We start from the raw sequence: 24,543 nt of genomic DNA on the forward strand, positions 1-24,543 counted from the left end.
AGAACGCCGCACTGCGTCACGCGATCGGCGGTGTGCTCGAGACCCTGCCGGCGCAAATGGCGTTCCTCTGCCCGAACGTCAACTCGTACCGCCGCTTCGGCGCGCAATTCTATGTGCCGAACTCGCCGAGCTGGGGCATCGACAACCGCACCGTGGCCGTGCGCGTGCCGACCGGTTCAGCGGACGCCGTGCGCATCGAACACCGCGTCGCCGGTGCCGATGCCAACCCGTACCTGCTGATGGCGTCGGTACTGGCCGGCATTCACCACGGCCTGACCAACCAGATCGAGCCCGGCGCACCGGTCGAAGGCAACAGCTACGAGCAGAACGAGCAGAGCCTGCCGAACAACCTGCGCGACGCCCTGCGCGAGCTCGACGACAGCGAAGTCATGGCGCGCTACATCGACCCGATGTACATCGACGTGTTCGTCGCGTGCAAGGAAAGCGAGCTGGCCGAGTTCGAGAACTCGATCTCTGACCTTGAGTACAACTGGTATCTGCATACGGTCTGAAGATCAAAAGCCCCTCACCCTAACCCTCTCCCGGAGGGAGAGGGGACTGACCGCGTCGTCTGGAGATTTCCGGCGACCTGAACGATCCAGTCGATGATGGATTCGGCAAAGATTTTTCAGGTCGGCGCAGTTACCAGACATCCCCCGATCGGTCCCCTCTCCCTCTGGGAGAGGGCTAGGGTGAGGGCAGCGATTCCCGGCCAGGCAAAGCAACCAGACCAACCCCCAAATTCCCCCTTGTCGAGCTCAAAAACAATGACCACAACCCGCAACGACTGGGAACAACGCTTCCAGTCCCTGTCCATCGAATCCCGCGCCTTCATCAACGGTGAATATCGCCCGGCACTCAGTGGCGACACCTTCGAATGCCTGAGCCCGGTCGATGGCCGCTTTCTTGCCGCCGTCGCCAGCACCGATGAAGCCGACGCCAACCTGGCCGTCGAAGCCGCGCGCCAGTCCTTCAACTCCGGCATCTGGGCGAAAAAAGCCCCGGCCGAGCGCAAGCGCGTGCTGATCCGCTTCGCCGATCTGATCCTGCAGCACCAGGAAGAACTGGCACTGCTGGAAACCCTCGACATGGGCAAGCCGATCAGCGATTCGATGAACATCGACATCCCGGCGACCGCCAACGCGATCCGCTGGAGCGCCGAGGCCATCGACAAGATCTACGACGAAGTCGCTGCCACGCCGCACGACCAACTCGGCCTCGTCACCCGTGAGCCGTCCGGTGTGGTCGCAGCGATCGTGCCGTGGAATTTCCCGCTGATCATGGCCAGCTGGAAATTCGCCCCGGCGCTGGCGGCGGGTAACTCGTTCATCCTCAAGCCTTCGGAAAAATCACCGCTGACCGCCATCCGCATCGCGCAACTGGCGCTGGAGGCGGGTATTCCGAAGGGCGTGTTCAACGTGCTACCGGGCTACGGCCACACCGTCGGCAAGGCGCTGGCGTTGCACATGGACGTCGACGTGCTGGCCTTCACCGGCTCCACGGCGATCGCCAAGCAGCTGATGATCTATGCCGGGCAGAGCAACATGAAACGCGTCTGGCTCGAGGCCGGCGGCAAGAGCCCGAACGTGGTATTTGCTGACGTCCCGGACCTGCGCGCGGCAGCCCAAGCGGCGGCCAGTGCCATCGCCTTCAACCAGGGCGAAGTCTGCACTGCCGGCTCGCGTCTGCTGGTCGAGCGCTCGATTCGCGAGCAGTTCATTCCGCTGCTGGTGGAAGCGCTGCAAGCGTGGAAACCGGGGCACGCACTGGATCCGGCGACCACCGTCGGCGCCGTGGTCGACCAGCGCCAACTGGACAACGTGCTGCGCTACATCAGCATCGGCCGCGAGCAGGGCGCCGAGTTGATTGCCGGCGGCCAACGCACCCTCGAAGAAACCGGCGGCCTCTACGTGCAGCCAGCGATTTTCGACGGCGTGACCAATGCGATGACTATCGCCCAAGAAGAAATCTTCGGCCCGGTGCTGTCGCTGATCACCTTCGACACTGCCGAAGAAGCCCTGCAGATCGCCAACGACAGCATCTTCGGCCTCGCCGCCGGGGTGTGGACCAGCAACCTGAGCAAGGCGCACACCTTCGCCCGCGGCCTGCGCGCCGGCAGCGTCTGGGTCAACCAGTACGACGGCGGCGACATGACCGCGCCATTCGGTGGCTTCAAGCAATCGGGCAACGGTCGCGACAAATCGCTGCACGCGTTCGACAAGTACACCGAGCTGAAAGCGACCTGGATCAAGCTCTGACTCTTTTACAGCGGCGGCCGCCCCTGGTTGGCGGCCCTCGGAGAAACCTATGAAACAGCAACACGTAAACAGCTACTACGCCGCCACCCGCAACGAAGTCATCGACTTCCCGATTCTCGAAGAAGCGCTGGACTGCGACGTCTGCATTATCGGCGCCGGCTACACGGGCCTGTCATCGGCACTGTTCCTCAGCGAAGCCGGCTACAAAGTCACGGTGCTGGAAGCGGCGAAAGTCGGCTACGGCGCCAGCGGGCGCAATGGCGGGCAACTGGTCAATTCCTATAGCCGCGACGTCGACGTCATCGAAGAGCGCTACGGCGACAAGACTGCAGAAATCCTCGGCAGCATGATCTTCGAAGGCGCCGATATCATTCGTTCGCGCATCAAGGATTACGACATCAAGTGCGACTACCGCCCGGGCGGTATTTTCGCAGCGATGAACAAGAAACAGCTCAACGGCCTGGCCGAGCAGAAGCGCAACTGGGAACGCTACGGCAACCGCAATCTGAAGATGCTCGATGCAGCGGATATTCGTCGCGAAGTGGGTTCCGACGCTTACGTTGGCGGCTTGCTGGACATGCAGGGCGGCCACGTTCATCCGCTAAATCTGGCGCTAGGGGAGGCCGCTGCCATCGTGCGTTTGGGCGGCAAGATCTACGAGCAATCGGCGGCGGTGGAAATTACCTACGGCGAGCCGATCACCGTGCGCACCGCCAAAGGCCTGGTCCGCGCCAAATACCTGCTGATCGCCGGCAATGCTTATCTGCCGCAAGGTCTCGACAACCGCGTCACCGCGAAAAGCATGCCGTGCGGCTCGCAGATCGTCGTCACCGAACCGCTGACCGAGCAGCAGGCGCGCAGCCTGATCACCAACAACTATTGCGTGGAAGATTGCAACTACCTGCTGGATTACTACCGTCTGACCGCTGACAACCGTCTGCTTTACGGTGGTGGTGTGGTCTACGGCGCGCGGGAGCCGGACGATATCGAGCAACTGATCCGGCCGAAGATCCTCAAGACCTTTCCGCAGCTCAAAGACGTGAAGATCGACTACCGCTGGACCGGCAACTTCCTGCTGACCATGTCGCGCATGCCGCAATTCGGCCGTATCGAAAAGAACGCCTACTATATGCAGGGCTACAGCGGCCACGGCGTCACCTGCTCGCACCTGGCCGGCAAACTGATCTCGGAAATGATCCGCGGCGACGCCGAACGCTTCAACGCCTTCGCCTCGCTGCCGCACATGCCGATGCTCGGCGGCCGCACCTTCTCCGCACCGCTTACCGCTCTGGGTGCGGTCTACTATTCCCTGCGCGACCGCTTCGGCGTCTGATTGACCTCACCGGCGACGGTTCGAAAGACCTCGCCGGTTTTTCACTTAGGCAAAAGCACTGATGTCCACTGTGGGAGCGAGCCTGCTCGCGAAGAGGCCATATCAGGCGACATCGATTCGCCAGACACTACGCTTTCGCGAGCAGGCTCGCTCCCACAGTGACTGTATTGCCAAGGCCTACAGGACTTTTGCCGCACCATCCATCGAACCTGCTGAGCAACACCGGCAAACGTGATTTAATAGCCGCCTTTCACGGTTCCGGGACACGGGAGCAACGTGATCCGCGCGACCTGCGCGTCACCCGCCACCCACCCCCATCGCCCTTAAGTCGCTCTTACATAAGGCTGTCATGGATACGGGTTCTCGACTCAAACTAGTACGCGAAAGCTACAAACTCTCCCAGCGCGAGCTCGCCCGGCGTAGCGGCGTGACCAACGCGACCATCTCGCTGATCGAACAGAACCGCGTCAGCCCCTCCGTCAGCTCGCTGAAAAAGCTGCTCGAAGGCATACCGATGTCCCTGGCCGACTTCTTCACCTTCGACCAGCCCCCGCGCGAACACCAATACGTGTTCCGCGCCAACGAACAACCCGACCTCGGCCGCCACGGCCTGCGCCTGCTGCTCATCGGCGCCTCCGTGCCCAGCCGCCAGATGCGCCTGCTCCGCGAACAATACGCCCCCGGCGCCAGCTCCGGCGAAGAGCCGATCGTGCATGCCGAAGGCGAAGAGTGCGGGCTGGTCACGCGCGGCACGGTGGAACTGACCGTGGACGGGCAGGTGAGTGTGCTGAGTGCGGGGGACGGGTATTACTTTCCGACGACGTTGCCGCATAAATTCCGCAACATCGGCGCGGATGAGGCAGAGATTATCAGTGCGAATACGCCGGCGAATTTTTGATCGGATAACGCATTATTTTTTGTTGACCCGGCATCTTTTACGAGGTGTCGGGTTGTTTGTTCCTGCCATTCGTCAGCCCTCCCGCATTTTCCCCGCGCATGCGCTTCCAATGCATAACTCACCCCCGCAAAGGAACCGCCGACATGCATAAATCCAGTCTCGCAGCATTCACCCTGGCCACGCTGTTATCCGCCACTTCGCTCTACGCGACAGCCGCCAGCGACACCCCGGCACCCACCGCTAACGACGGCAATAGCCAGACCAACCCGAGTGCGCCGGAAGACATTCATTCCAATGGGGCCACCGTGCCCAAAGGCACGCAGGGCAACACCACCAACAATGACGGCTCGACACCTTCGGGTTCCAAACCCAGTGGTTCGAAGCAATCGAACGACAGCGGCACCAGCAACGGTGCTGGTGAGGGTTGAAGCTGTTTGCAGATGCAGCAAGCCCGGCATCAAGCCGGGCTCTCTATCAGGCAATCCTCGATGACCGAGGTTACTTAGCCTTCCAGTTCCCGCCGCTGTTCTCACAATCAATCTTTGCCTGCGCCAGGTGCTCGCCGTCGTAGTAATACGTGGTGACTTTGGCGTTGTCGGGCATGTTCAGCGGTTTGGCGCTTTTGTCTTTGCTGGTCGAGTGCGGGTTGGCCAAGGATTCCTGGGTGAGGCGGGCGGTGCATGTGGCCTGGTAGTGGTCGTCGCAGCGATCGACTTTTTTCTTGGTGGCGTTGAGGGTGTCCTTGCTTTCGTTGCTGCAGGACCAGTTGATGGAGTCCACGGGCATGCCTTCGTATTCGTAGCAGCTGTGGGTTTCCACGGCGGGCACCGAGGCGCTGGAGGAGCGGGTCTGCACGTCGCAGCCTTCGGCCATGACGCAGGTGGGGATGATGGCGAACGTGGCGATCAGGAGCAGCAGTCGGGTTTTCATCGGCAATTCCTCTCCAATGGCGCCGCGTCTGATCGGTGATTTGGCGCTTGTCTGGTTTCGAGGCGGCGAGGGCGGGCAAGGTTCAATCGGTTTGCGCTGAGCGATCTTCGCGTACACTGCGCAACAATCAGAAACATTCGGCGCAGGATTCGATTCCCATGGCCCAAACCCTCGAACGCGCCATCGCCATTGCCGCCACGGCCCACACCGGGCAGGTGGACAAGGGCGGGGCGCCGTACATTTTGCATCCGCTGAAAGTCATGTTGCGCATGAATACGCTGGAGGAGCGCATCGTCGCTGTGCTGCACGATGTGGTCGAGGATTGCGGGGTGAGTCTGGATGATTTGCGCGGGGAAGGCTTTAGCGAAGAGGTGCTGGCGGCGATCGCGGCAGTGACCAAAGTGCCGGGCGAGTCCTACGAGGATTTTGTCGACCGCGCCGCGCAAAACCCGATTGGCCGGGTGGTGAAGCTGGCGGATCTGGAAGAGAACAGCGATATCTCGCGGATCGCCTCGCCGAGTTGGGAGGATCTGGAGCGGATCGAGAAATATCGGCGGGCGATTGCGCGCCTTCGCGCTTAGGAATGCAAATCCCCCTGTAGGAGCTGCCGAAGGCTGCGATCTTTTGGGACGCAGAGCGTCCCCGGCTGCATTCCCACGCAGAGCGTGGGAACGATCAGATCGCAGCCTTCGGCAGCTCCTACCAGGGAATGGTGGTGTCTCACAAAATAGCCAGGAAGGCGAACTATGAAATCCATTGTGTGCTTGTTGGTTGCGGCTGGTTTCGGCGCGTTGTTGCAGTTTGAAGGCGTGCCTCACGGCTTGCTGTTGGGCTCGATTGTCGTTACTGCGTTGTTTGCCAGCAAAACCGGCATTGCTCCGGCAACTCCTTATGGACTGGGCTACATCCAGGTCACGCTGGGCATCGCCACCGGGCTGATGTTCGAAGCATGGGACAGTGAAACGGCCGCGACGATGTTGCCCAGCCTTGGCGTGTTGCTGATCTGCTTGACCGTACAAATCGCACTCGCCGGATGGTGGCTGACACGCGGCGCCGGTTGGAACCGCACCGATGCACTGCTGGCGGTGTATCCCGGCGCGTTGGCCGCAGTGTTCGATTTGCTTGAGTCGGAAAAGGCTTCGAGCAAAGTCATCATCGTGCATCTGATGCGACTGCTGTTGATCACCGTGCTGGTGAGTTTGCTCATTCCCGGGCAAGCGGCGGTGGCTGAAGTCGCCAGCGATCCGTTGACCACAGGCATGGCGCTGACCGCGTTCTCTGTCATCGCGCTGAGCGTATTGCTCGGCCGCCTGTTGTTGCTGGTCGGCGTCCCGGCACCATTCATGCTTACCGCAATTCTCATAACCGCTGTATTTGTGAAGTCGGGATGGCTGCACGGCTTTCACATGCCGGAGTGGAGTTTGAACCTGGCCGCACTGATTCTTGGCGTGCGTATCGGCTCACGGTTTCAGGGGCTGGGCATCGCAGAGCTGGCGCGTCATGGGCGCACCGCTCTGGTTTCGGTCGGCTTGATGATCGTCGTCGCAGCGGCGTTTGCCGAGTTGGCCGCGCGCTGGCTGGGCACTGATCCGCTGTCGCTGTGGCTGGCGTACATGCCGGGCGCGATCGAGACGATTGCGATTGTCGCGTTTGGTGGCGGGCTGAATGTGGTGTTTATCCTGACGCATCATCTGAGCCGGATGGTGCTGCTGCATTTTGCCCCGGCGTTGTTGGTGCAGGTCAGGCGTGGCCCAAGGCAATCGCGAACGACACGACGATCATGCAGGCGAAGGCGAAGTTGAGATTCATGGGCTGTGCATCCTGAGCTTTTGAGAGTGGGGCCATTGTGAACAGGCGCAGCGCAAAGAAAAAATTCGCCTTGTTGATTCCAATGATCGAAAGCATTGATAGCCGTTGCGTTTGTATTTGCCTGAGACTTTCGCTAGTGTCGCTGAAACCTGCAACTATAAGCACAAACAGGCATAACCATGCACGACCACTCCAACGCCGAATTGCCGTCCCTGCGCCGGCAGAAAATCCTTTTGCTTCTCGAACGTGACGGCAAGGTCATGGCCTCCGAGCTGAGCCAGCATTTCGCGGTGTCCGAGGACACCATCCGCCGCGACCTCGCCGAGCTGGACAGCGCCGGGCTGGTGCAGCGGGTGCATGGCGGGGCGTTGCCGCGACCGAAGGATTCGGGCAAGGATTACTTCACCCGTCTGGATGAGACCGACGAGGTCAAGGTGCGTCTGGCGCAATTGGCGGCGCAGCACATCGAGGACGGGCAGATTGTGCTGTTCGATTCCGGCTCGACCACGTTGCAGGTGGCGCGCGCGCTACCCGCCGACATCCGCATCACTGCCGTGACCGCTTCCCCACTGACGGCGATTGCCCTGTCGGAATACAAAGGCGTGAAAGTGATTCTGGCGGGTGGTGAATTGAATCCGCATTCGATGTCGGCCAGTGGTCAGGAAGCGCTGCGACTGCTGGCGGGGATCAAGGCGGATCTGGCAATTACCGGGGTGTGTGCGATTCATCCCGAAGTGGGGATCACCTCGCTGCATTTCGATGAAGTGCCGATCAAACAGGCGATGCTCGACAGTGCAACGCGGGTGATTGCAGTGACTACGGCAGACAAGCTGGGTGCGGTGGAGCCGTTTGTGGTGGCGCCGTGTACGCGCCTGCATAGGTTGATTACCGAGCGGCATCCCGGGTCGGGGAGCGTCGAGGATTATCGGCGGTTGGGGATTGTCGTGGAGCAGTTGCCGGATTGAGTTTGTATGGGGTTTGAGGGCCTCTTCGCGAGCAGGCTCGCTCCCACAGAGTGTTGTGTCGTGCACAAATCCAATGTGGGAGCGAGCCTGCTCGCGATAGGGCCAGTGAATTCAGCGCAACCGCTCAAGCATCTGGTAATACCACATCCCCGCCGCCAGCAACGGGTTGCCCAGCAGGTCGCCCATTGGCACGCGAATGTGCTGGCACGCGGCGAAGGTGTCGAATTGCTCCATTTGCCCGGTGATTGCCCGGCTCATGATTTCGCCCATGATGTGCGTGGTGGCGATGCCATGTCCCGAGTAGCCCTGGCAATACCAGACGTTGTCCGAGAGCTTGCCCAGTTGCGGGATGCGGTTGATGACGATGCCCATCGCGCAGCTCCACTGGTAATCGATCGCCACACCTTTTAGCGCCGGGAACGTGCGTTCGATACACGGGCGCAGTTCCGCAGCGATGTCGCGCGAATCCTTGCCGCTGTAGTTGGCACCGCCGCCGAACAGCAAACGGCCGTCGGCGGTGAGCCGGTAGTAATCGAGGACGAAGCGGCAGTCGTACACGGCGAGGTCTTCGGGGTTGATCTGTTGCGCCAGATCACCGAGCGGCGCGGTGGTGACGATGCCGCCCATGGCCGGGAAGATCTTGCCCTTGAGCTGACCCGGTTCGAGCTTGTGATAGACGTCACCGGCGAGCATCACCTGACTGGCGTCGATCTGACCGTGAGCGGTGCGCACGCCAGGTGTGTCGCCGTGAATGATCTCCAGCACTTCACTGTTTTCGAAGATCAGCGCGCCCAGGCTTTCGGCTGCGCGTGCTTCGCCAATGCACAGGTTGAGCGGGTGCAGGTGCATGTTGCGGGTGTTCTTGATGGCGCCGTGGTAGAGCTCGCTTTGCAGCAGGTCGCGAACCTGACTGCGGTCGAGCAGGCTCACTTCATCGCTCAATCCGCGACGCACGGCTTCGTCGTAATCCTTGCGCAGACCGACCATGTGGCTCGGCTTGTACGCCGCGTGCAAATGGCCGTGTTTGAGGTCGCACTGGATCGCATATTTCTCGACGCGCTGGCGGATGATTTCATGCCCGCGCCAGCGCAGATGCCAGATGAAATCGTCCACGTCATCGCCCAGTTTCGCGCGCATCTGCTTGCGCATCGCGCCGTCGCCGGAGAGGCTGCCGGTGACTTGCCCGCCATTGCGCCCGGTGGCGCCCCAGCCGATCTTGTGGCTTTCGACGATGGCGACTTTCAGGCCTTTTTCCGCCAGCTCGACGGCAGTGGCGACGCCAGTGAAACCGCCGCCGATGATTACCACATCGACCTTGTGCCGGCCTTGCAGGGTCGGGTAGTCGGTGTCGTGGTTGAGGGTGGCGGTGTAGTAGGAATTGCAGTGAATGGTCATGTCGTGGTCCACAAAAAATTCAGGTTCGAAGTGCATTCCCTGTGGGAGCGAGCCTGCTCGCGAAAGCGGTGTGTCAGTCACCCAAAATGTTGAATGTGATGACGCCTTCGCGAGCAGGCTCGCTCCCACAGGTTCGGTGTTGGATCTTTAAGCCTCGGTCAGGTACCACCGCCAATCCTGCTCACCCACTTCAGCCATGAACTGCCGGTACTCGGCACGCTTCACCGCCAGATACACCCCAAGGAATTCCTGCCCTAACGCCTCTCGTGCCCACTGTGAATTTTCCAGCGCTTGTAGCGACGTCAGCCAATCGGTCGGCAACAATTCTTTTGCCTGAGCGTAACCATTGCCCTCGACCGGTGCCCCCGGATCCAGCTCTTCACGAATGCCACGGTGAATGCCGGCGAGGATCGCTGCCGCTGCCAGATACGGGTTGGCGTCGGCGCCGCAGATGCGGTGTTCGATGTGTCGTGTCGGCGCCGGGCCGCCGGGTACGCGCAGGCTGACCGTGCGGTTATCGACACCCCAGGTCGGCGCCAGTGGCGCGTAGCTGTTGGCCTGGAAACGCCGGTAGGAGTTGGCGTTGGGGCAGAACAGCAGCAGCGAATCGAGCAGCGAGGCGAGCATGCCGCCGATCGCCGTGCGCAACAGCGGTGTGCCGGCCGGGTCTTCAGAAGCGAACAAATTACGCCCCTCGGCATCGGCCAGGCTGACGTGCATGTGCATGCCGGTGCCGGCCAGATCATCGAACGGCTTGGCCATGAACGTCGCCTGCATGCCGTGCTTGTGCGCCACGCCTTTGACCAGACGCTTGTAGCGCACCGCCTGATCCATCGCTTCCAGCGCATCGCCGTGTTCAAGGGTGATTTCCACTTGCCCCGGGGCGTATTCGGAGATCGCCGTGCGCGCCGGAATACCGTGCAGTTTGCACGCGCTGTAGAGGTCGGCGAGGAATGGCTCGATCTGCTCCAGCTCGCGCAAACCGTAGACTTGCGTGTGTCGCGGTCGTCCGCCGTCAGCGTCCAGCGCCGGTTGCGGGCGGCCGTTGTGATCGCGTTTGGCGTCGAGCAGATAGAACTCCAGCTCGCAGGCCATGATCGGGTGATAGCCCTCGGCCTTGAGCCCGTCGATGACCTTGATCAGCAGGTGCCGAGGATCAGCGATGCTCGCCGGCAGGCCCTCGCTCGGGTGCATGCTGACCTGCACCGCAGCGGTCGGAATCTGCCGCCACGGCAGGCGCACCAGACTGCCTTGCAGCGGATAGGCGCGGCAGTCGATATCGCCCACATCCCAGACCAGTCCGGAGTTCTCGACATCCTCGCCTTGTACGGTCAGGCCGAGGATGGTGCTCGGCAGCGGTCGGCCGCTTTCATACACGGCGAGCAGTTCTTCGCGATGCAACAGCTTGCCGCGCGGCACGCCGTTGGCGTCGAGAATGAACAGTTCGATCATGTCGATATCGGGGTTCTGTTCGAGGAACAGGCGTGCTTCTTCGATGGCTGCGAATTTCATGGCAAATCACTCACGGTGGCGCCGCACACGCGCGCAGATTCGGCCGGACACGACGCGACAAAAAGGCGTAAGTGTCCCGGCAGGGGTATCAGGAAAATCGGGAAATTGACTGTCGCGGTTACAGCTCACGCGATCAGGCAGGAATGGCGATATCCGGCGGGCGTGCGGAGTGACGCAGCTTGGAGCGGCGCAGGGCCATGGGCAGATTGACGATGCGGTTCATACGCGGCCCCTGTTGCAGTGGGCGCGTACAGCAGAGACGTGCAACCTTTGCGGTTGTTGTGGTGACGTACTCATAACGCGTGTTTCCGTTGGCGGAAAGCGTCGGCGGCAGGGCAGGCCCGGCGACCGGTGTGCCCGGATAGTAAGGGGGAATTTGCGCGCGTGTAAATGGAAGATTCGTCGGTGGCGCTTTCCAGCGTTTGGGCTAATTGACCGAGTTGCCTTTTTCGCGAGCAGGCTCGCTCCCACAGGAGAGTGCATTTCAACTGTGGGAGCGAGCCTGCTCGCGAATGGCAGCACCTCGATCCAGAGTCAACACGCCGAGCCCGCCGCTGAGCCATTCAGCGCAGCACGTAATCGTCCGGTTCCGGCGCGGGCGGCAACGGCGAGACGCCGAGTTCGTACAGCACATCGCGCTCCAGGGTGCGCACCAGCGCATCGGTCGGCAGATCGTTTTCATCGCGGCCGAACGGGTCTTCGAGTTCATCGGCAATCGCGTCGAAGCCGAAAAAGGTGTAGCTGACAATTGCCGTGAACAGCGGCGTCAACCAACCCAGCGATTGCGCCATGGCGAACGGCAGCAACAGGCAGAACAGGTAAATGGTGCGGTGCAGCAGCAGGGTGTAAGGGAAGGGCAGTGGCGTGTTCTTGATGCGGTCGCACACGGCCTGGGCCTGGCTCAGGCAGGTCAGGTGATTGGCCAGCAATTGATAACGCCATGGCGACAGCACACCGGCCGTTTCCAGCTCGGAACACTGGCGCCCGACCTGATGAAGGATCTGGCCGCAGTGATCCGGCGCCGACCCATCGATCGGCGGGCTGACCCAGTCGGTGCTGGCCTGCTCCTCACTGTCTCCACGCAACCGCGCATTCAACGCGTGGGCGAAACCGCACAGGTTGCGCAACAGTTGTCCACGCAGGCGCGTGTCATCGATGCCTTGAGTTTCGCGCATCACCGCGCGCACCCGCAGCAGCACCTCGCCCCAGGCCTTGCGGCCCTCGTACCAACGGTCGTAACAGGCGTTGTTGCGAAAGCTCAGGAAGATCGACAGCGACAGACCGAGCAGGGTGAACGGCGTCGAATTGATCTGGGCGAAGTAGCTCGGCACCAGAAGTTCGATCAGCACAATCGCTGCCGCCAGCAGTGTCAGCATCAAGGTGCGCACGGCGATGCGTTTGGCGATCGAGCCTTTGAGGGTGAACAGCACGGCGAACTGATTGGGTCTCGGTCTGACGATCATCTCGCGGTCCCGGTTGCGCGGCGGATCAGCCGCCGGTCATGTTCATGAAACGCACCACTTGCACGTCGTCGTTGACTTCGAAGTTGTGTCGATACGGCTTGAGTTTCATCGCCTCGATGATCGCGTTCTCCAGACGTTCCGGGTGGCCCGGATGGGCACGCAATACCGCTTTGAGGTCCATCGAATGCTCGTTGCCCAGGCACAGCAGCAAGCGACCTTCGACGGTCAGGCGCACGCGATTGCAGGTGCCGCAGAAGTTGTGGCTGTGTGGCGAAATGAAGCCCAGGCGAATGTTCGGTGCTTCGGCCACGCGCCAGTAGCGCGACGGCCCTTGCGTCGATTCGGTCGAGTCGATCAGGGTAAAACGTTCGGCGATGCGTTCGCGTACTTGCGCGCTGGAATAGAAGGATTCGGCGCGGCTGTGTTCGGCGATCGCGCCCAGCGGCATCTCTTCGATGAAGGAAATATCCAGATCACGCTCGATGGCGAAACTGACCAGATCGTTGATCTCGTGATCGTTGCGGCCCTGCATCACCACGCAATTGAGCTTGGTACGGGTGAAACCGGCGGCACGCGCGGCATCGATGCCGTCGATGACCTGCGCCAGATCGCCAGTGCGGGTCAGCTCTTTGAAGCGCTGCGGATCGAGACTGTCGAGGCTGATGTTCAGGCGCTTGACCCCCGCGTCGAACAGCGGCTGGGCCAGTCGGCCCAATTGCGAGCCGTTGGTGGTCAGGCACAGTTCGCGCAGGCCGGGCAGGGCGGCGATCTGTTCGCAGAGTTGCACGACGCCGGGGCGGATCAGCGGCTCGCCACCCGTGAGGCGGATCTTGCGCGTGCCGAGGGCGACGAAGCTTTGCGCCACCTGGAACAGCTCTTCGAGGGTGAGGATCTGCTGGCGCGGCAGGAACTGCATGTCCTCGGCCATGCAATAGACGCAGCGAAAATCGCAGCGGTCGGTGACCGACAGGCGCAGATAATCCACGCGGCGGTTGTGACCATCGATCAATTCACGCTGTGTCATGGGCTCGCCTCGTGGATGTGGAGCGCCGTCAGCGGGCGCAGATCGCGCAGGGTAGGCTGCGTTCGCCATGCCGTCCAATCACTCTGGCTGACCGAGTGATTGACGGCGTCGATGATGCGTTACGGTGCGCCAAACATTGCCGTCCAGTAAATGCCGGCGTTGCTTTTCGGGTCGGTCGCGTAGGCGGCGCCCAGTTCCTGATATTGCGGATTCATCAGATTGGCGCAATGCCCGGGGCTGGCGAGCCAGCCGTCGACGACCTTGCCGACGGTGTCTTGCCCGGCGGCGATGTTCTCGCCGACCAGTTGCCCACTGTAACCGGACAGCTCGGCGCGGTCGCCCGGCGTGCGGCCGTCGCCGTCCTTGTGGTCGAGGTAATTGTTGTTGGCCATGTCGCGGCTGTGATCCTGAGCGACCGTGCCCAGCGTGGCATTCCACGCCAGCGGTGCTGCCGCCGCGAAGGACTGCCCGCCGCACTGGCGCGCCTGGCCGCGCGCGGTATTGAGTTGCGCCAGCAGCTTTTGCCCTTCGCTTTGTGCATCGCCGAGTTTCGCCGTCAGCAACGGCCGCGCGAGGACTATGCGCCAGTCGCGGTCGACACGGTTGACGCCGATATCGACGAACTGCGGATCGAGCACCACCTTACAGAAGCTTTCCTTGATCGCCTGCATCGCCGCCGCTGCATCGCGCGGGCCGTTGAGGGTGATCGCCTGCACGTTGACCATCGGGTAGTGGGCGCTGGTCATGGCCTGCTGCAGATCGACCGCGCCGCTGGCCGGCAGGCGCAGACGTGGATCGGCCGACAGCGGTGGCAACTCGTTCGATGCCTGCGTGCCGCAACGCTGCGGCTGGCTGCGATAGCTGTTGATCGACTCGATCAATTGCAGTTCATCGGCAGCCAGCGCCGAGGTGGCGAACACCACGCCCAGCGACAGTGCGGCACAACGCAAAACGGACGGCATGAAGCGCATGGAAATCTCCCTTGAGCTGAATGCGCCCATGATGCGCGAAAGGCCCCCGGTGAGTGAATGTGTTTTTCTTTGCGGCGGATTTTTTTCTGCGCTGGTGTGCCCGCGCATTTGCTCGCTACACTCTGCGAAGACCCCGCAAACCGGGCGTCTCACCGACGTAACATCTTGCCCCGGGCGGGCGCTGACGGAAGAATCGACATGGGATCGAAAGGCTTGGCGGGCGGTTTGTTGTGGATCTTTTTGACCGGCGCAGCATGGGCCGGGGCGCAGGCGCCGATCGAGGCCAAGGCCGAACAGAAAGCCGAGGTGCTGGAGGAGAAAGCGGCGGATAAAGTCAGCGCCGCGCCAGCGCCAAAATCCGAGGCCATCACCCCCACCGAAGCGCAGGCGGTAGACCCGGCCGGCGCCGCGCCGCTGGACGATCCGCTGACCTGTCTGGCGCGCAGTATCTATTGGGAAGCCAAGGGCAAGGACACCCCGGAAATGGAAGCCGTCGCCAGCGTGGTGATGAATCGCCTCGGCCACGACGGCTTTCCCGACACGGTGTGCGCGGTGGTCAAGCAAGGATCGGAAAGCGGCAATTGCCAGTTTTCCTGGTGGTGCGATGGCAAGCCCGATCAGGTCAAGGAAGACGCCGAATACGCGCTGGCCAAGGAAATCGCCGGCAAGGCGTTGAACCGTCAGCTCAAGGACCGCACGCGCGGTGCCCTGTATTTTCACGATCGCGGCGTGCACCCGAGCTGGGCCAAGGCCTATCGCAACACCGCGCAGACCGGCAGGTTCCTGTTCTACAAACCCGCCGGCGGCGACGCGCGTTAACTGGCGTGGGTGTTGAGAATGCTCGCCACCTGCTGCGGCTGGCAGTTCAGATACGGTGACTTTTGCAGCCAGCGCTGATCCGGATACCAGGAAAACATGAACTGGCCGTTCTTCAGGCGATCGATCACCTGTTTGGCGATCTGCGGCCGCACGGCGGGGCAACCCTGACTGCGGCCGATACGCCCCTGACGCTTGCTCCACAGCGGGTTCACGTAACTGGCGGCATGAATCACGATCGCGCGATCACGGGCCAGATCATTGAAACCGGGTTCCAGACCATCCATGCGCAGCGAATAGCCGTGAGTACCTTCGTAGCTTTCCTGAGTGCGGAACAGACCGAGGCTGGACTGATAACTGCCTTCGCGATTGGAAAACTGCGTGGCGAAGTTTTCCCCGGAGTTCGAACCGTGGGCAACCAGATCACGCAGCACCAGTTTCTTTTTGCTCAGATCGAAGATCCACAGGCGGCGTTCGGTGGACGGTTGCGAATAATCGATGATCGCCAGATGCCGCGAGGGTTTCGCGCCGTTGTTGACCGCGCATTGCATGGCGTTCAATGCACCTTTGAGCGCCTGGGGATTGAGTTCCGGCGCGGCGTGGGCGAGGCTGTTGTAGAGAACCGGCGATGGCTTGCCGGCGGCAAATACCGGGCTGGTCACGGCGACAAGGGTCGCGGTGCTCAACAGAAGTCGGCGCAAAAACGTCAACATTTTATAAAGTGTCCTCAACTTGCTACATAAACGGCACTTTGGCTCCTGACTCCCAGTCAATACCCGCAGGCTCGCGGTTCGAGCCTGACTGTTCAGCGCACCTGATGTAAGGTTGACCGTCATCTGGACGGCCATGGATTGGAGTAAAGCAGTTGTTCAAAAAGTACGCATGCTACTTGAGCATTTGTTTGCTCGCTGCGCCGTTTGTCGCTTGCGCCGATGAGCCGCTGCCCCCGCTCGAAACCCTGCCGACGCCTGAAACGCAATTGCCGGTCGAGCCGCGCAGCCCGTTGCAGGCGGTTTTGATCAGCCTGGCGCAGTCGTGCCCGGCCATCGCTCCGCGTCTCAATGGCCCGGCGTTGAGCCAATTGCAGGCGTTTTATGAACAGCAGGACTGGATGCCGGTGTGGGCGAGTGAGTCGGCACGCTTGCCGGCATTGCGCGCGCAATTGCAGCTGCTGGCCGATGATGGGTTGAATCCGAATCGCTACGCCGTGGCCACTACGCCGCCGCAGGATGGCGAGTTGTGCGCCGACATCGACATCAGCCGCAACTACCTGCAGGCCTTGCAGGATCTGCATTACGGCCGTCTGTTGCAATCGCATTTCGAACCGCTGTGGCGTGTCGACGGCCCGCCGACCGATCGTCAGGCGCAACTGCTCAGTATTGCCGTGCCGGGCATGAACGATATTGCTGCGGCGTTCGACCTGGCGCGTCCGCATCTACCGCAATATCAAAGCCTGCGTCAGCTGTACGCCGCGCAACGCTTGCAAGCCCTGCCGCAATGGCAGCCGGTGGGCAACGGCCCGTTGCTGCGTCCGGCGATGGCAGACCCGCGCGTGCCGGAACTGGCCCGTCGTCTGTACAACGAAGGTTATCTGACACACGCACTGGTGACACCGGACAACGCCTACGATGACGTGCTGGTGGAAGCGGTGAAGCACTTTCAGGCCAGTCATTCGTTGCAGGCTGACGGCGTGGTCGGGCCGGGCACCATTGCCGAGCTGAACATCAGCCCGCTGACCCGCCGCGATCAGTTGCGCGTCAATCTCGAACGTTTCCGCTGGATCGCCCAGGACATGGAGCCCAGTGGCCTGGTGGTCAACGTGGCCGCCGCTGAGCTGACGCTGTATCAGGGCGGTCAACCGGTGTGGCAGACCCGCACCCAGGTCGGCCGCGCGGAACGCCAGACGCCGCTGCTCAAATCCCGCGTCACCCGCCTGACGCTGAACCCGACCTGGACCGTACCGCCGACCATCTGGAAAGAAGACAAGCTGCCGGAAATCCGCAAGGACCAGACTTTCCTCAGCCGCCAGAACCTGCAAGTGCTCGATGCCAACGGTCAGCCTCTGGCGGCAGCGGACATCGACTGGGACAACCCCGGCAACATCCTCCTGCGTCAGGACGCCGGCCCGCGCAATCCGCTGGGCCAAATGGTCATCCGTTTCCCCAACCCGTTCTCGGTCTACCTGCACGACACGCCGAGCAAGGCGCTGTTTGACAAAGGCCCACGGGCGTTCAGCTCCGGTTGTGTGCGCGTCGAGCACCCGCTGCAACTGCGCGATCTGCTGCTGTCCCCGGCAGAAAAAGCTCGCACCGAGACTTTGCTGGCAACCGGCACCACCCATGAATTTCGCCTGTCGGCGCCGGTGCCAATCCTGATGACCTACTGGACGGCGCAAGTCGACAGCAGCGGCCATGTGCGTTATGCGCCGGACATCTACAGCCACGACAGCGCATTGCTGGCGGGGCTGGATCGGGCGCATTGAGTCCGGCACCAGCACGGCAGTCAAAGATCTGAGTTCGATGAGTGATTTCAGGTCGACGAATCCCGTACAAACACCTCGGTCAGTCCCCTCTCCCTCGGGAGAGGGCTAGGGTGAGGGGCCGATTTCAAGCCGAACCCATTACTCAAAATCTCACCGCCCCAGCTCCTCCACCAACCACGGCAAAAGCTCCTCACACGAGCCTTCAATCTTCAAATCGAGCAGATCATCCGCCCGGGTCTTGCCCAGATTGATCGCCATCAACGGCTTGCCACGCTCGGCAATCACCCGACACAAGCGAAACGCGGAATACGCCATCAACGACGATCCCACCACCAACAACCCCGCCGCATTCTCGGCAGCGGCCAAGGCCCGCGCGGCCGTCGGTTGCGCTACGTTCTCGCCGAAAAACACCACATCCGGTTTCATCCGCTCACCTGCGCAATGCGGGCACCGGGGCACTTGAAACCGCGCTTCAAACGCCGGATCCAGCAAGGTATCGCCATCCGGCGCCTGCACCGCATCAACACCAGTCAGATAAGGATTGTGTGCCTCCATCTGGCGCTGGATCGCGTCGCGCTCGCTGCGCTGCCCGCAATCCAGGCACAGCACTCGATGCAGGCTGCCGTGCAATTCGATCACATCGTGGCTGCCGGCCTGATCGTGCAAGGTATCGACGTTCTGCGTGATCAAGGCGCTGATCCGGCCACGCTGCTGCAATGTCGCCAGCGCCTCATGCGCGGCATTCGGTCGGGCCTTTCGCACGCGCGGCCAGCCGAGCATCGCTCGCGCCCAATAACGCCGGCGTGATTCCGGGGCGGCAAGAAATTCCTGATACATCATCGGCTGCCGCCCGCGACGCACGCCGTCACTGTCGCGATAGTCCGGAATGCCCGATGGCGTGCTGATGCCGGCGCCGGTCAATATCAGGAATTTATCGTCGGCCATGGCCTGCAACAGCATATCGAGATGTTCGCGGATCGGGCTATCGAGCATGCTCAGCACTCCAGAATGGGCAGTGCCGGCAGGTTAGCACGCGATCCGCACGGGTTACTTGCGCGCCTCCAGTATCAGGTTGAAAGGCGTTTGCGTGGCGCGGCGGAACTGCTTGAATCCGGCCTCGACAAAGACTTTGCGCAGGCGCAATTCACCGGCCTGCGCACCGAGCCCGAGGTCGACTTCCTGGGACAGCGAATTGGGCGTGCAGATAAACGTCGAGGCGGCGTAGAACAGGCGCCCGACCGCGTTGAGATTGTCGTCCAGTTTGTCGTTGGCGAACGGTTCGACCAGCAACACCGTGCCATCATCTTTCAGCGACTCATAAGCGTGGCGAGCGGCGCCGACCGGGTCACCCATGTCGTGCAGGCAGTCGAAAAAGCAGATCAGGTCGTAGTCGCCGCCGGGATAGTTTTTCGCCGTGCCCTCGAAGAATCTGGCGCGATTGCCCACGCCACCTTCTTCGGCGCGTTGCGTAGCGACTGTGACTGACGGCGCGTGGAAGTCGAAGCCGACAAACTGCGATTTCGGAAACGCCTGAGCCATGATCACCGTCGAGGCGCCGTGACCGCAGCCGATGTCGGCAACCTTGGCCCCGCGTTCCAGCTTGGCCACCACGCCGTCCAGGGCCGGAAGCCATTCGGCAATCAGGTGACCTTTGTAGCCGGGGCGGAAGAAGCGTTCAGTGCCGCTGAACATGCACGGGTGGTGATCGCCCCACGACAAGGCGCCATTGCCGCGCATGGCCTTGACCAGTTTGTCCTTGTCATGGAAAAACGACGCCACCACGCCGAGACCGCCAGCGACATACACCGGCGAATCCTCCACGGCCAGCGCCAGTGCCTGTTCTTCAGGCAAGCGAAATTGACCGTCAACGTGTTCCATATAGCCTGATGCGGCATGGGCGCTGAGCCATTCGCGTACCAGGCGCGGATTGCAGGTGGTTTTCGCCGCAAGGGCTTCGGGGCTGATCGGTTGGCTGTCGGCCATTGCCCGATACAGACCGAGTTCTTCGCCGACGATAACGTTGGCCAGCATCGCCGCGCCGCCCATGTCGTTGACCAGTTTGCCCATGAATTCGTTGAGCTTCGCCTCATTCATCACGTGTGCTCCTGAAACAGGATCACCGTCCGGCGGCGTTGAATGTCGAGGCAGGCGCCACCGGGCGGTGGTCACGGATTGGGGCAGGGCACAGCAGACGTCCTGCGGCCCCCTCGACTGGGTAATGAATGAGTCTAGTCGGTGTTTTTCTCAGCGTGGCAGCGGCAACTTCAGTTCAGCGCACAACCCGCCACCTTCACGATTGCTCAACATAAGCGAGCCACCGAGCGCCAACGCCAATTGCTGGGCGATCGCCAGTCCGAGCCCGGTGCCGCCGGTGTCGCGGTTGCGCGAGTTTTCCACGCGGTAGAACGGTTCCAGCACCTGCGCCAGTTCGGCCTCGGCGATGCCCGGGCCGCGATCGAGGACTTTCACCGACAGGCTGTCGCCCTGCGCTTCGACCTGCAATTGCGCGGCGCCGGCGAATTTCAGGGCGTTGTCGGTCAGGTTCACCAGCACCCGGCGCAGGGCCTGCGGACGGGTTTCGATTACCGCTTTGCTTTTGCCGCCGAGCTGCACGTCCTTGCCCATGTCCTGATAGTCGAAGACCAGGCTGTCGAGGAACGAGTCGAGATCAGTACGCCGGCTTTCTTCGGTGGCGCCGTGAACGCTGCGAGCGTAAGCCACGCCTTCGCGCACCAGATGCTCGATTTCGCCCAGGTCGCTGCTCAGTTTGTCTTTCTCGACCGAGTCGTCCATGAATTCTGCGCGCAGTTTCATCCGGGTGATCGGCGTTTGCAGGTCGTGGGAAATCGCCGCGAGCAGTTGCATGCGTTCTTTCAAGTAGGCGGCGATGCGCGTCTGCATGGCGTTGAACGCCCGTGCCGCGTGGACCACTTCGGTTGGCCCTTGCTCGTCGAGCTTGATCGGGTGAGCGTTGGGGTCGAGGGTTTCCACGGCGTTGGCGAGTCGAGTGAGGGGGCGGATGGCGATGCGCACGGCGAGCCAGGTGCAGAGGATCAGCAACGCCAGTTGGCCGAGCAGCACCACCGGCAACCACGGTGACAACGGCACCATCGCCGGGCGGATATCGATGGTCACCGGGCTGCCGTCGCTCAGGCGCAAGTGGCCCTGGAAATGTTGTCTCGGACCGCCGGGAACTTCGGTAAACACGATGGGATAAGTGTCGCCGATCGCCGCCGTAATCGAGGCGATCGCGACGGACTTTTCAGCCGAGGTCACCGGCATGCCCGGTTCGCCCTCATTGAGCAGGTAGCCGTAATTGCGCCGGGCCAGACGCGGCAGCCAGGCCTCGCGTTCGGCGGCGGGCAGGCGATCGAGGATGGCCATCGACGTCGAGACGTCGGTTTCGAGGTTGCCGAGCATGGTGCTTTTCGCGCTCTGGTAACGCTCGTAATACTGCGCGCCGAACGACAGGCCCTGCGCCAGAATCAGCCCGATCAGGAAGATCAGCGACAGGCGCGAGGCGAGGGTGCGCGGCCATTGCAGCTTGAGTTTCATGCCGAAGCTCCGAGCAGTTCGACCGGCAGCGAAAACACATAACCTTCACTGCGCACGGTCTTGATATAGGCCGGCTCGCGAGCATCGTCCAGCAGGCGTTGACGCAGGCGACTGACCAGCAGATCGATCGAACGATCGAACAGATCGGCCTCGCGGCCCTGGGTCAGGTTGAGCAGTTGATCGCGGCTGAGCACCCGTTGCGGATGGTCGAGGAACACCCGCAGCAGGCGGTATTCGGCGCCGCTGAGGGCAACCATGGTGCCGTCGCTGTCGAGCAAGTGGCGGGCCGAGGTGTCCAGCTGCCAACGACCGAACGCCAGCAGGCGTCCGGCTTCGGTGACCACCAGATTCGGCGGCAACATGCGCGTGCGGCGCAACACGGCGTTGATCCGCGCCAGCAGTTCGCGGGCGGCGAAAGGTTTGCTCAGGTAATCGTCGGCGCCCATTTCCAGACCGATGATGCGATCGGTCTCATCGTTGCGCGCGGTGAGCATCAGCACTGGCGTCGCCTTGTGTTTGCCGACTCGCAATTCGCGGCACAGCTGCAGGCCATCGTCACCGGGCATCATGATGTCGAGCACGATCAGGTCGACGGTGTTGGCATCAAGGAAGCTGCGCATTTGCCGGCCATCGGCGACCACTGTTGTGCGCAGGCCGTTCTTCTTCAGGTAGTTGCCTACCAGTTCACGGATCTCGCGGTCGTCGTCGACGATGAGAATGTGATCGACATGTTCCATCGGTTCAAGCCTCTGTCAAAGGGGGAATGCCGTGCAGTCTATAGCGCCGTAGACCGCACGCCCGCCTGCCTTTGTATTGCAGTGTATCTGCCGCAGCGGCGGATACACACCGACGCAAAATCACCATTTTTTCGGGGTTTTGTATCGCTCTGTATCTACACGCTGCATGGATACACAACGAGTGATTCTCGTCCTTTCCTGACACAGACGCGATACCTCGAAGGCCTCAAATAGGCTCCATCGAGGCACACACAGACCGCCTCGGCTCAAACCCACTGAAGCCTTGAGGATTACACCATGAACAACAAATCCGTATTCGCCGCCTGCCTGTTCGCCGCTCTGAACATCTGCACCCTGTCGGCCCACGCCGAAGCTGACGTCAGCCGGCAAACCTACACCTACGGCACCCATCTGGATATCCAGAAAGTGCTGTCGATGACCGAAGACACCTCGGTGACCTGCGGCATCACCGAGGCGCGCATGACCTACCTCGATTCCGCGGGCAAAACCCGCGAGCTGGATTACAGCAAATTCGCTGACGGCTGCAACAACCAGAACTGAGTCATCCCTACTTTTTCTGCAAGGAGTTTTGCCATGAACAACGTCTCGCGCTTTCTGACCGCAGCAGCCTTCGCCTTCACCGGTGCCGCCGCCCACGCCAACAGTGCTGTGGAGCAGAGCAGTTGCGCCAGCAGCACCTGCTTCCAGCTGACCACCGTGGCGAAGGAGGGCAGCGATGCCTTGATCGCCGCTGACGGCTCCAGCCGCACACCGCAGGGGCAGATGGTTGCCGCTGACGGTTCCAGCCGCACACCGCAGGGGCAGATGGTCGCCGCTGACGGATCCAGCCGCACGCCGCAGGGGCAGATGGTTGCCGCTGACGGTTCCAGCCGCACACCGCAAGGCCAGATGGTCGCCGCTGATGGTTCCAGCCGTACACCGCAAGGCCAACTGGTCGCGGAAAACGGTGCCAGTCGTACGCCTCAAGGGCAGTTGCTCGACGGCCAGATTGCATGAGCCACGGTGTAAATAAAGCGAGCTAGCGAGGGGACGTTTCCCTCGCTGGCCGGTTGCGTGCCCAGCCCCCATTCCAAGGTGACCCCTTATGTACCTCATCGCATTTCTCGGCGGTCTGCTGACCGTTCTCAGTCCGTGCATCCTGCCGGTGGTGCCGTTTCTGTTCGCTGGCGCAAACCGTACCCGTTCCTCGATCTTCCTGACCCTCGCCGGCATGGCGCTGACCTTCGCGCTGATCTCCAGCCTCGCGGTGGTCAGCAGCGAGTGGGTGATCCAGGCCAGCAACACCGGCCGCCACGTCGCCTTGCTGGTCATGGCGCTGTTCGCCCTGTCGCTGATCTCGGCCCGCGTCGGTGACTGGCTGACCAGGCCGTTTGTCGCGCTTGGCAATCGTCTCGATCAGGACACGCGTAAACGTGCCGGACCGATGGGCTCGATCATGCTCGGTGTCGCCACCGGCCTGTTGTGGGCGCCCTGTGCCGGGCCGATCCTGGGGGTGATTCTGACCGGCGCAATGTTGCAAGGCGCCAATGCGCAGACCAGCCTGTTGCTGCTGGCTTACGGCGTCGGCAGTGCCTTGTCGCTGGGCACGTTGATCTTCGCCGGACGCGGTATGGTCAATCGGCTGAAACCGTCGATCCCGTTCAGCGGCTGGTTGCGTCGCGGTGCCGGGGTTGCGGTGCTTGCTACGGTCGCGGTGATCTCGACGGGCGCCGACAAAACCCTGCTCGCCAATACGTCTTCGGAGGGCGTGGCCAGCGTCGAGAAAAACGTCCTGGAAAACGTGCCGAAAGTGGTCGACTACTTCGTCAGCAAGGTCCGCGCCGATTCGATGATGGACGAGGCCCGGGGCGCAATGCCGTCGCTGTCGGGCGCCGTGCAATGGCTCAATTCACCAGAGCTCAGTGCCGAATCCCTGCGCGGCAAAGTGGTGCTGGTGGACTTCTGGACCTACGACTGCATCAACTGCCAGCACACCTTGCCGTACGTCAAAGACTGGGCGAAGAAATACGAGAAGGACGGCCTGGTAGTGATCGGCGTGCACACCCCCGAATACGGCTACGAACGCATCATCAACAACGTCAAGGATCAGGTGAAAAAACTCGGCATCACCTACCCGGTAGCGATCGACAACGACTACGCGATCTGGCGCAACTTCGACAATCAATACTGGCCGGCGCATTACCTGATCGACGCCAAGGGCCAGATGCGTTACAGCCACTTCGGTGAAGGTCGCTATGCCGAGCAGGAGCAGATGATCAAGCAGTTGCTGGAAGAGGCCAAGGCGCCGGCAGCCTGAGTGTTTCATGCGCTTGACAGATCTTCACCACTCATCGGCAAAGTGCCCGGTTTACGGGGTTGCCGGACGATTGACAGG

23 protein-coding genes and 1 pseudogene are annotated in these 24,543 nt (G+C 61.8%); 13 read left to right on the forward strand and 11 right to left on the reverse strand.

The genetic code is table 11. The features are described 5' to 3' along the window. The 5 genes and pseudogenes from D8U61_RS13855 to D8U61_RS13875 all read left to right on the forward strand — a co-directional run. Nucleotides 1-512, forward strand: a pseudogene (locus D8U61_RS13855) (glutamine synthetase); the annotation flags it as partial. A 255-nt stretch (nucleotides 513-767) separates the two neighbouring features. Then, nucleotides 768-2,258, forward strand: coding sequence for an aldehyde dehydrogenase (locus tag D8U61_RS13860; RefSeq protein ID WP_130927122.1), 1,491 nt, complete (start codon nucleotides 768-770; stop codon nucleotides 2,256-2,258). Nucleotides 2,259-2,307: 49 nt separating this feature from the next. Continuing rightward, nucleotides 2,308-3,591 carry an FAD-binding oxidoreductase gene (locus tag D8U61_RS13865; RefSeq protein WP_024013330.1) on the forward strand — a complete coding sequence of 428 codons (1,284 nt, stop codon included), beginning with the start codon at nucleotides 2,308-2,310 and terminating at the stop codon, nucleotides 3,589-3,591. 349 nt (nucleotides 3,592-3,940) lie between these two features. Beyond that, a complete protein-coding gene (locus tag D8U61_RS13870) occupies nucleotides 3,941-4,489 on the forward strand; it encodes a cupin domain-containing protein (RefSeq protein WP_011333561.1) in 549 nt (182 codons plus the stop codon). A gap of 143 nt (nucleotides 4,490-4,632) precedes the next feature. After that, nucleotides 4,633-4,917, forward strand: coding sequence for a hypothetical protein (locus D8U61_RS13875; protein WP_125927653.1), 285 nt, complete (start codon nucleotides 4,633-4,635; stop codon nucleotides 4,915-4,917). Nucleotides 4,918-4,987: 70 nt separating this feature from the next. Here the strand turns inward: D8U61_RS13875 and D8U61_RS13880 are convergent, their stop codons facing one another. Further along, nucleotides 4,988-5,419 carry a hypothetical protein gene (locus D8U61_RS13880; RefSeq protein WP_076563430.1) on the reverse strand — a complete coding sequence of 144 codons (432 nt, stop codon included), beginning with the start codon at nucleotides 5,417-5,419 and terminating at the stop codon, nucleotides 4,988-4,990. 158 nt (nucleotides 5,420-5,577) lie between these two features. Between D8U61_RS13880 and D8U61_RS13885 the strand changes: the two genes are divergently transcribed. From D8U61_RS13885 to D8U61_RS13895, 3 genes are all read left to right on the forward strand, one after another. After that, entirely contained in the window at nucleotides 5,578-6,000 is a 423-nt protein-coding gene (locus tag D8U61_RS13885) for an HD domain-containing protein (protein ID WP_024013327.1), read from the forward strand. A 165-nt stretch (nucleotides 6,001-6,165) separates the two neighbouring features. After that, complete coding sequence (locus tag D8U61_RS13890) at nucleotides 6,166-7,221, forward strand: AbrB family transcriptional regulator (RefSeq protein ID WP_130927123.1); 1,056 nt, start codon at nucleotides 6,166-6,168, stop codon at nucleotides 7,219-7,221. A 186-nt stretch (nucleotides 7,222-7,407) separates the two neighbouring features. Continuing rightward, nucleotides 7,408-8,193, forward strand: a complete 786-nt coding sequence (locus D8U61_RS13895) for a DeoR/GlpR family DNA-binding transcription regulator (RefSeq protein ID WP_130927124.1) — start codon at nucleotides 7,408-7,410, stop codon at nucleotides 8,191-8,193. 111 nt (nucleotides 8,194-8,304) lie between these two features. Here the strand turns inward: D8U61_RS13895 and D8U61_RS13900 are convergent, their stop codons facing one another. From D8U61_RS13900 to D8U61_RS13920, 5 genes are all read right to left on the reverse strand, one after another. Then, entirely contained in the window at nucleotides 8,305-9,588 is a 1,284-nt protein-coding gene (locus D8U61_RS13900) for an FAD-binding oxidoreductase (RefSeq protein WP_130927125.1), read from the reverse strand. A gap of 147 nt (nucleotides 9,589-9,735) precedes the next feature. Further along, nucleotides 9,736-11,100: a glutamine synthetase family protein gene (locus D8U61_RS13905; protein WP_130927126.1), complete on the reverse strand. Its 1,365-nt coding sequence runs from the start codon at nucleotides 11,098-11,100 to the stop codon at nucleotides 9,736-9,738. A 563-nt stretch (nucleotides 11,101-11,663) separates the two neighbouring features. Continuing rightward, nucleotides 11,664-12,563 (reverse strand): bestrophin family protein, encoded by a 900-nt coding sequence (locus D8U61_RS13910; protein WP_130927127.1) that lies wholly within the window; start codon nucleotides 12,561-12,563, stop codon nucleotides 11,664-11,666. Between the two features lie 25 nt (nucleotides 12,564-12,588). After that, nucleotides 12,589-13,587, reverse strand: a complete 999-nt coding sequence (gene moaA, locus D8U61_RS13915; RefSeq protein ID WP_016775169.1) for a GTP 3',8-cyclase MoaA — start codon at nucleotides 13,585-13,587, stop codon at nucleotides 12,589-12,591. Between the two features lie 119 nt (nucleotides 13,588-13,706). Next, the gene (locus tag D8U61_RS13920) at nucleotides 13,707-14,558 is read right to left on the reverse strand and encodes a CAP domain-containing protein (protein ID WP_125918736.1); all 852 of its coding nucleotides are present in this window, start codon (nucleotides 14,556-14,558) and stop codon (nucleotides 13,707-13,709) included. Between the two features lie 198 nt (nucleotides 14,559-14,756). Between D8U61_RS13920 and D8U61_RS13925 the strand changes: the two genes are divergently transcribed. Next, the gene (locus D8U61_RS13925) at nucleotides 14,757-15,377 is read left to right on the forward strand and encodes a cell wall hydrolase (RefSeq protein WP_016775167.1); all 621 of its coding nucleotides are present in this window, start codon (nucleotides 14,757-14,759) and stop codon (nucleotides 15,375-15,377) included. On the opposite strand, the gene D8U61_RS13930 is transcribed toward D8U61_RS13925, so the two are convergent. Continuing rightward, complete coding sequence (locus D8U61_RS13930) at nucleotides 15,374-16,087, reverse strand: murein L,D-transpeptidase catalytic domain family protein (protein ID WP_016775166.1); 714 nt, start codon at nucleotides 16,085-16,087, stop codon at nucleotides 15,374-15,376. The two genes, D8U61_RS13925 and D8U61_RS13930, sit on opposite strands and share 4 nt — an antisense overlap. Before the next feature lie 152 nt (nucleotides 16,088-16,239). On the opposite strand from D8U61_RS13930, the gene D8U61_RS13935 reads away from it, so the two are divergent. Continuing rightward, nucleotides 16,240-17,856, forward strand: a complete 1,617-nt coding sequence (locus D8U61_RS13935) for a L,D-transpeptidase family protein (protein WP_125918735.1) — start codon at nucleotides 16,240-16,242, stop codon at nucleotides 17,854-17,856. A 150-nt stretch (nucleotides 17,857-18,006) separates the two neighbouring features. Here the strand turns inward: D8U61_RS13935 and D8U61_RS13940 are convergent, their stop codons facing one another. The 4 genes from D8U61_RS13940 to D8U61_RS13955 all read right to left on the reverse strand — a co-directional run bounded on the left by D8U61_RS13940 (nucleotide 18,007) and on the right by D8U61_RS13955 (nucleotide 22,148). After that, nucleotides 18,007-18,849: an NAD-dependent protein deacetylase gene (locus D8U61_RS13940; RefSeq protein ID WP_130927128.1), complete on the reverse strand. Its 843-nt coding sequence runs from the start codon at nucleotides 18,847-18,849 to the stop codon at nucleotides 18,007-18,009. A 54-nt stretch (nucleotides 18,850-18,903) separates the two neighbouring features. Further along, entirely contained in the window at nucleotides 18,904-19,950 is a 1,047-nt protein-coding gene (locus tag D8U61_RS13945; protein WP_130927129.1) for a class I SAM-dependent methyltransferase, read from the reverse strand. 150 nt (nucleotides 19,951-20,100) lie between these two features. Next, nucleotides 20,101-21,411 (reverse strand): HAMP domain-containing sensor histidine kinase, encoded by a 1,311-nt coding sequence (locus D8U61_RS13950; protein ID WP_130927130.1) that lies wholly within the window; start codon nucleotides 21,409-21,411, stop codon nucleotides 20,101-20,103. Then, nucleotides 21,408-22,148: a response regulator gene (locus D8U61_RS13955; protein WP_024013314.1), complete on the reverse strand. Its 741-nt coding sequence runs from the start codon at nucleotides 22,146-22,148 to the stop codon at nucleotides 21,408-21,410. The genes D8U61_RS13950 and D8U61_RS13955 overlap by 4 nt, the downstream gene beginning before the upstream one ends. 297 nt (nucleotides 22,149-22,445) lie before the next feature. On the opposite strand from D8U61_RS13955, the gene D8U61_RS13960 reads away from it, so the two are divergent. The 3 genes from D8U61_RS13960 (at nucleotide 22,446) to D8U61_RS13970 (ending at nucleotide 24,465) form a co-directional block, all read left to right on the forward strand. Next, the gene (locus D8U61_RS13960) at nucleotides 22,446-22,709 is read left to right on the forward strand and encodes a DUF2790 domain-containing protein (protein WP_016775158.1); all 264 of its coding nucleotides are present in this window, start codon (nucleotides 22,446-22,448) and stop codon (nucleotides 22,707-22,709) included. Between the two features lie 33 nt (nucleotides 22,710-22,742). Beyond that, a complete protein-coding gene (locus D8U61_RS13965) occupies nucleotides 22,743-23,165 on the forward strand; it encodes a hypothetical protein (protein WP_122751049.1) in 423 nt (140 codons plus the stop codon). Nucleotides 23,166-23,253: 88 nt separating this feature from the next. Continuing rightward, on the forward strand, nucleotides 23,254-24,465 hold the full coding sequence (locus D8U61_RS13970) for a cytochrome c biogenesis protein DipZ (RefSeq protein ID WP_130927131.1): 1,212 nt from the start codon (nucleotides 23,254-23,256) through the stop codon (nucleotides 24,463-24,465). Nucleotides 24,466-24,543: the final 78 nt, after the last annotated feature.

Source organism: Pseudomonas sp. Sample_14, from assembly GCF_004307515.1.
GTDB lineage: Bacteria > Pseudomonadota > Gammaproteobacteria > Pseudomonadales > Pseudomonadaceae > Aquipseudomonas > Aquipseudomonas atacamensis.

What these genes read in the sequence shown, in the direction of transcription:
- D8U61_RS13965 (WP_122751049.1), top strand. Translation starts at nt 22,743, where the DNA reads ATGAACAACGTCTCGCGCTTTCTGACCGCAGCAGCCTTCGCCTTCACC.
- D8U61_RS13955 (WP_024013314.1), bottom strand. Translation starts at nt 22,148, where the DNA reads ATGGAACATGTCGATCACATTCTCATCGTCGACGACGACCGCGAGATC.
- D8U61_RS13895 (WP_130927124.1), top strand. Translation starts at nt 7,408, where the DNA reads ATGCACGACCACTCCAACGCCGAATTGCCGTCCCTGCGCCGGCAGAAA.
- moaA (WP_016775169.1), bottom strand. Translation starts at nt 13,587, where the DNA reads ATGACACAGCGTGAATTGATCGATGGTCACAACCGCCGCGTGGATTAT.
- D8U61_RS13930 (WP_016775166.1), bottom strand. Translation starts at nt 16,087, where the DNA reads ATGTTGACGTTTTTGCGCCGACTTCTGTTGAGCACCGCGACCCTTGTC.
- D8U61_RS13945 (WP_130927129.1), bottom strand. Translation starts at nt 19,950, where the DNA reads ATGAATGAGGCGAAGCTCAACGAATTCATGGGCAAACTGGTCAACGAC.
- D8U61_RS13970 (WP_130927131.1), top strand. Translation starts at nt 23,254, where the DNA reads ATGTACCTCATCGCATTTCTCGGCGGTCTGCTGACCGTTCTCAGTCCG.
- D8U61_RS13950 (WP_130927130.1), bottom strand. Translation starts at nt 21,411, where the DNA reads ATGAAACTCAAGCTGCAATGGCCGCGCACCCTCGCCTCGCGCCTGTCG.
- D8U61_RS13910 (WP_130927127.1), bottom strand. Translation starts at nt 12,563, where the DNA reads ATGATCGTCAGACCGAGACCCAATCAGTTCGCCGTGCTGTTCACCCTC.
- D8U61_RS13865 (WP_024013330.1), top strand. Translation starts at nt 2,308, where the DNA reads ATGAAACAGCAACACGTAAACAGCTACTACGCCGCCACCCGCAACGAA.
- D8U61_RS13885 (WP_024013327.1), top strand. Translation starts at nt 5,578, where the DNA reads ATGGCCCAAACCCTCGAACGCGCCATCGCCATTGCCGCCACGGCCCAC.
- D8U61_RS13925 (WP_016775167.1), top strand. Translation starts at nt 14,757, where the DNA reads ATGGGATCGAAAGGCTTGGCGGGCGGTTTGTTGTGGATCTTTTTGACC.
- D8U61_RS13870 (WP_011333561.1), top strand. Translation starts at nt 3,941, where the DNA reads ATGGATACGGGTTCTCGACTCAAACTAGTACGCGAAAGCTACAAACTC.
- D8U61_RS13960 (WP_016775158.1), top strand. Translation starts at nt 22,446, where the DNA reads ATGAACAACAAATCCGTATTCGCCGCCTGCCTGTTCGCCGCTCTGAAC.
- D8U61_RS13875 (WP_125927653.1), top strand. Translation starts at nt 4,633, where the DNA reads ATGCATAAATCCAGTCTCGCAGCATTCACCCTGGCCACGCTGTTATCC.
- D8U61_RS13940 (WP_130927128.1), bottom strand. Translation starts at nt 18,849, where the DNA reads ATGCTCGATAGCCCGATCCGCGAACATCTCGATATGCTGTTGCAGGCC.
- D8U61_RS13905 (WP_130927126.1), bottom strand. Translation starts at nt 11,100, where the DNA reads ATGAAATTCGCAGCCATCGAAGAAGCACGCCTGTTCCTCGAACAGAAC.
- D8U61_RS13890 (WP_130927123.1), top strand. Translation starts at nt 6,166, where the DNA reads ATGAAATCCATTGTGTGCTTGTTGGTTGCGGCTGGTTTCGGCGCGTTG.
- D8U61_RS13900 (WP_130927125.1), bottom strand. Translation starts at nt 9,588, where the DNA reads ATGACCATTCACTGCAATTCCTACTACACCGCCACCCTCAACCACGAC.
- D8U61_RS13880 (WP_076563430.1), bottom strand. Translation starts at nt 5,419, where the DNA reads ATGAAAACCCGACTGCTGCTCCTGATCGCCACGTTCGCCATCATCCCC.
- D8U61_RS13920 (WP_125918736.1), bottom strand. Translation starts at nt 14,558, where the DNA reads ATGCGCTTCATGCCGTCCGTTTTGCGTTGTGCCGCACTGTCGCTGGGC.
- D8U61_RS13860 (WP_130927122.1), top strand. Translation starts at nt 768, where the DNA reads ATGACCACAACCCGCAACGACTGGGAACAACGCTTCCAGTCCCTGTCC.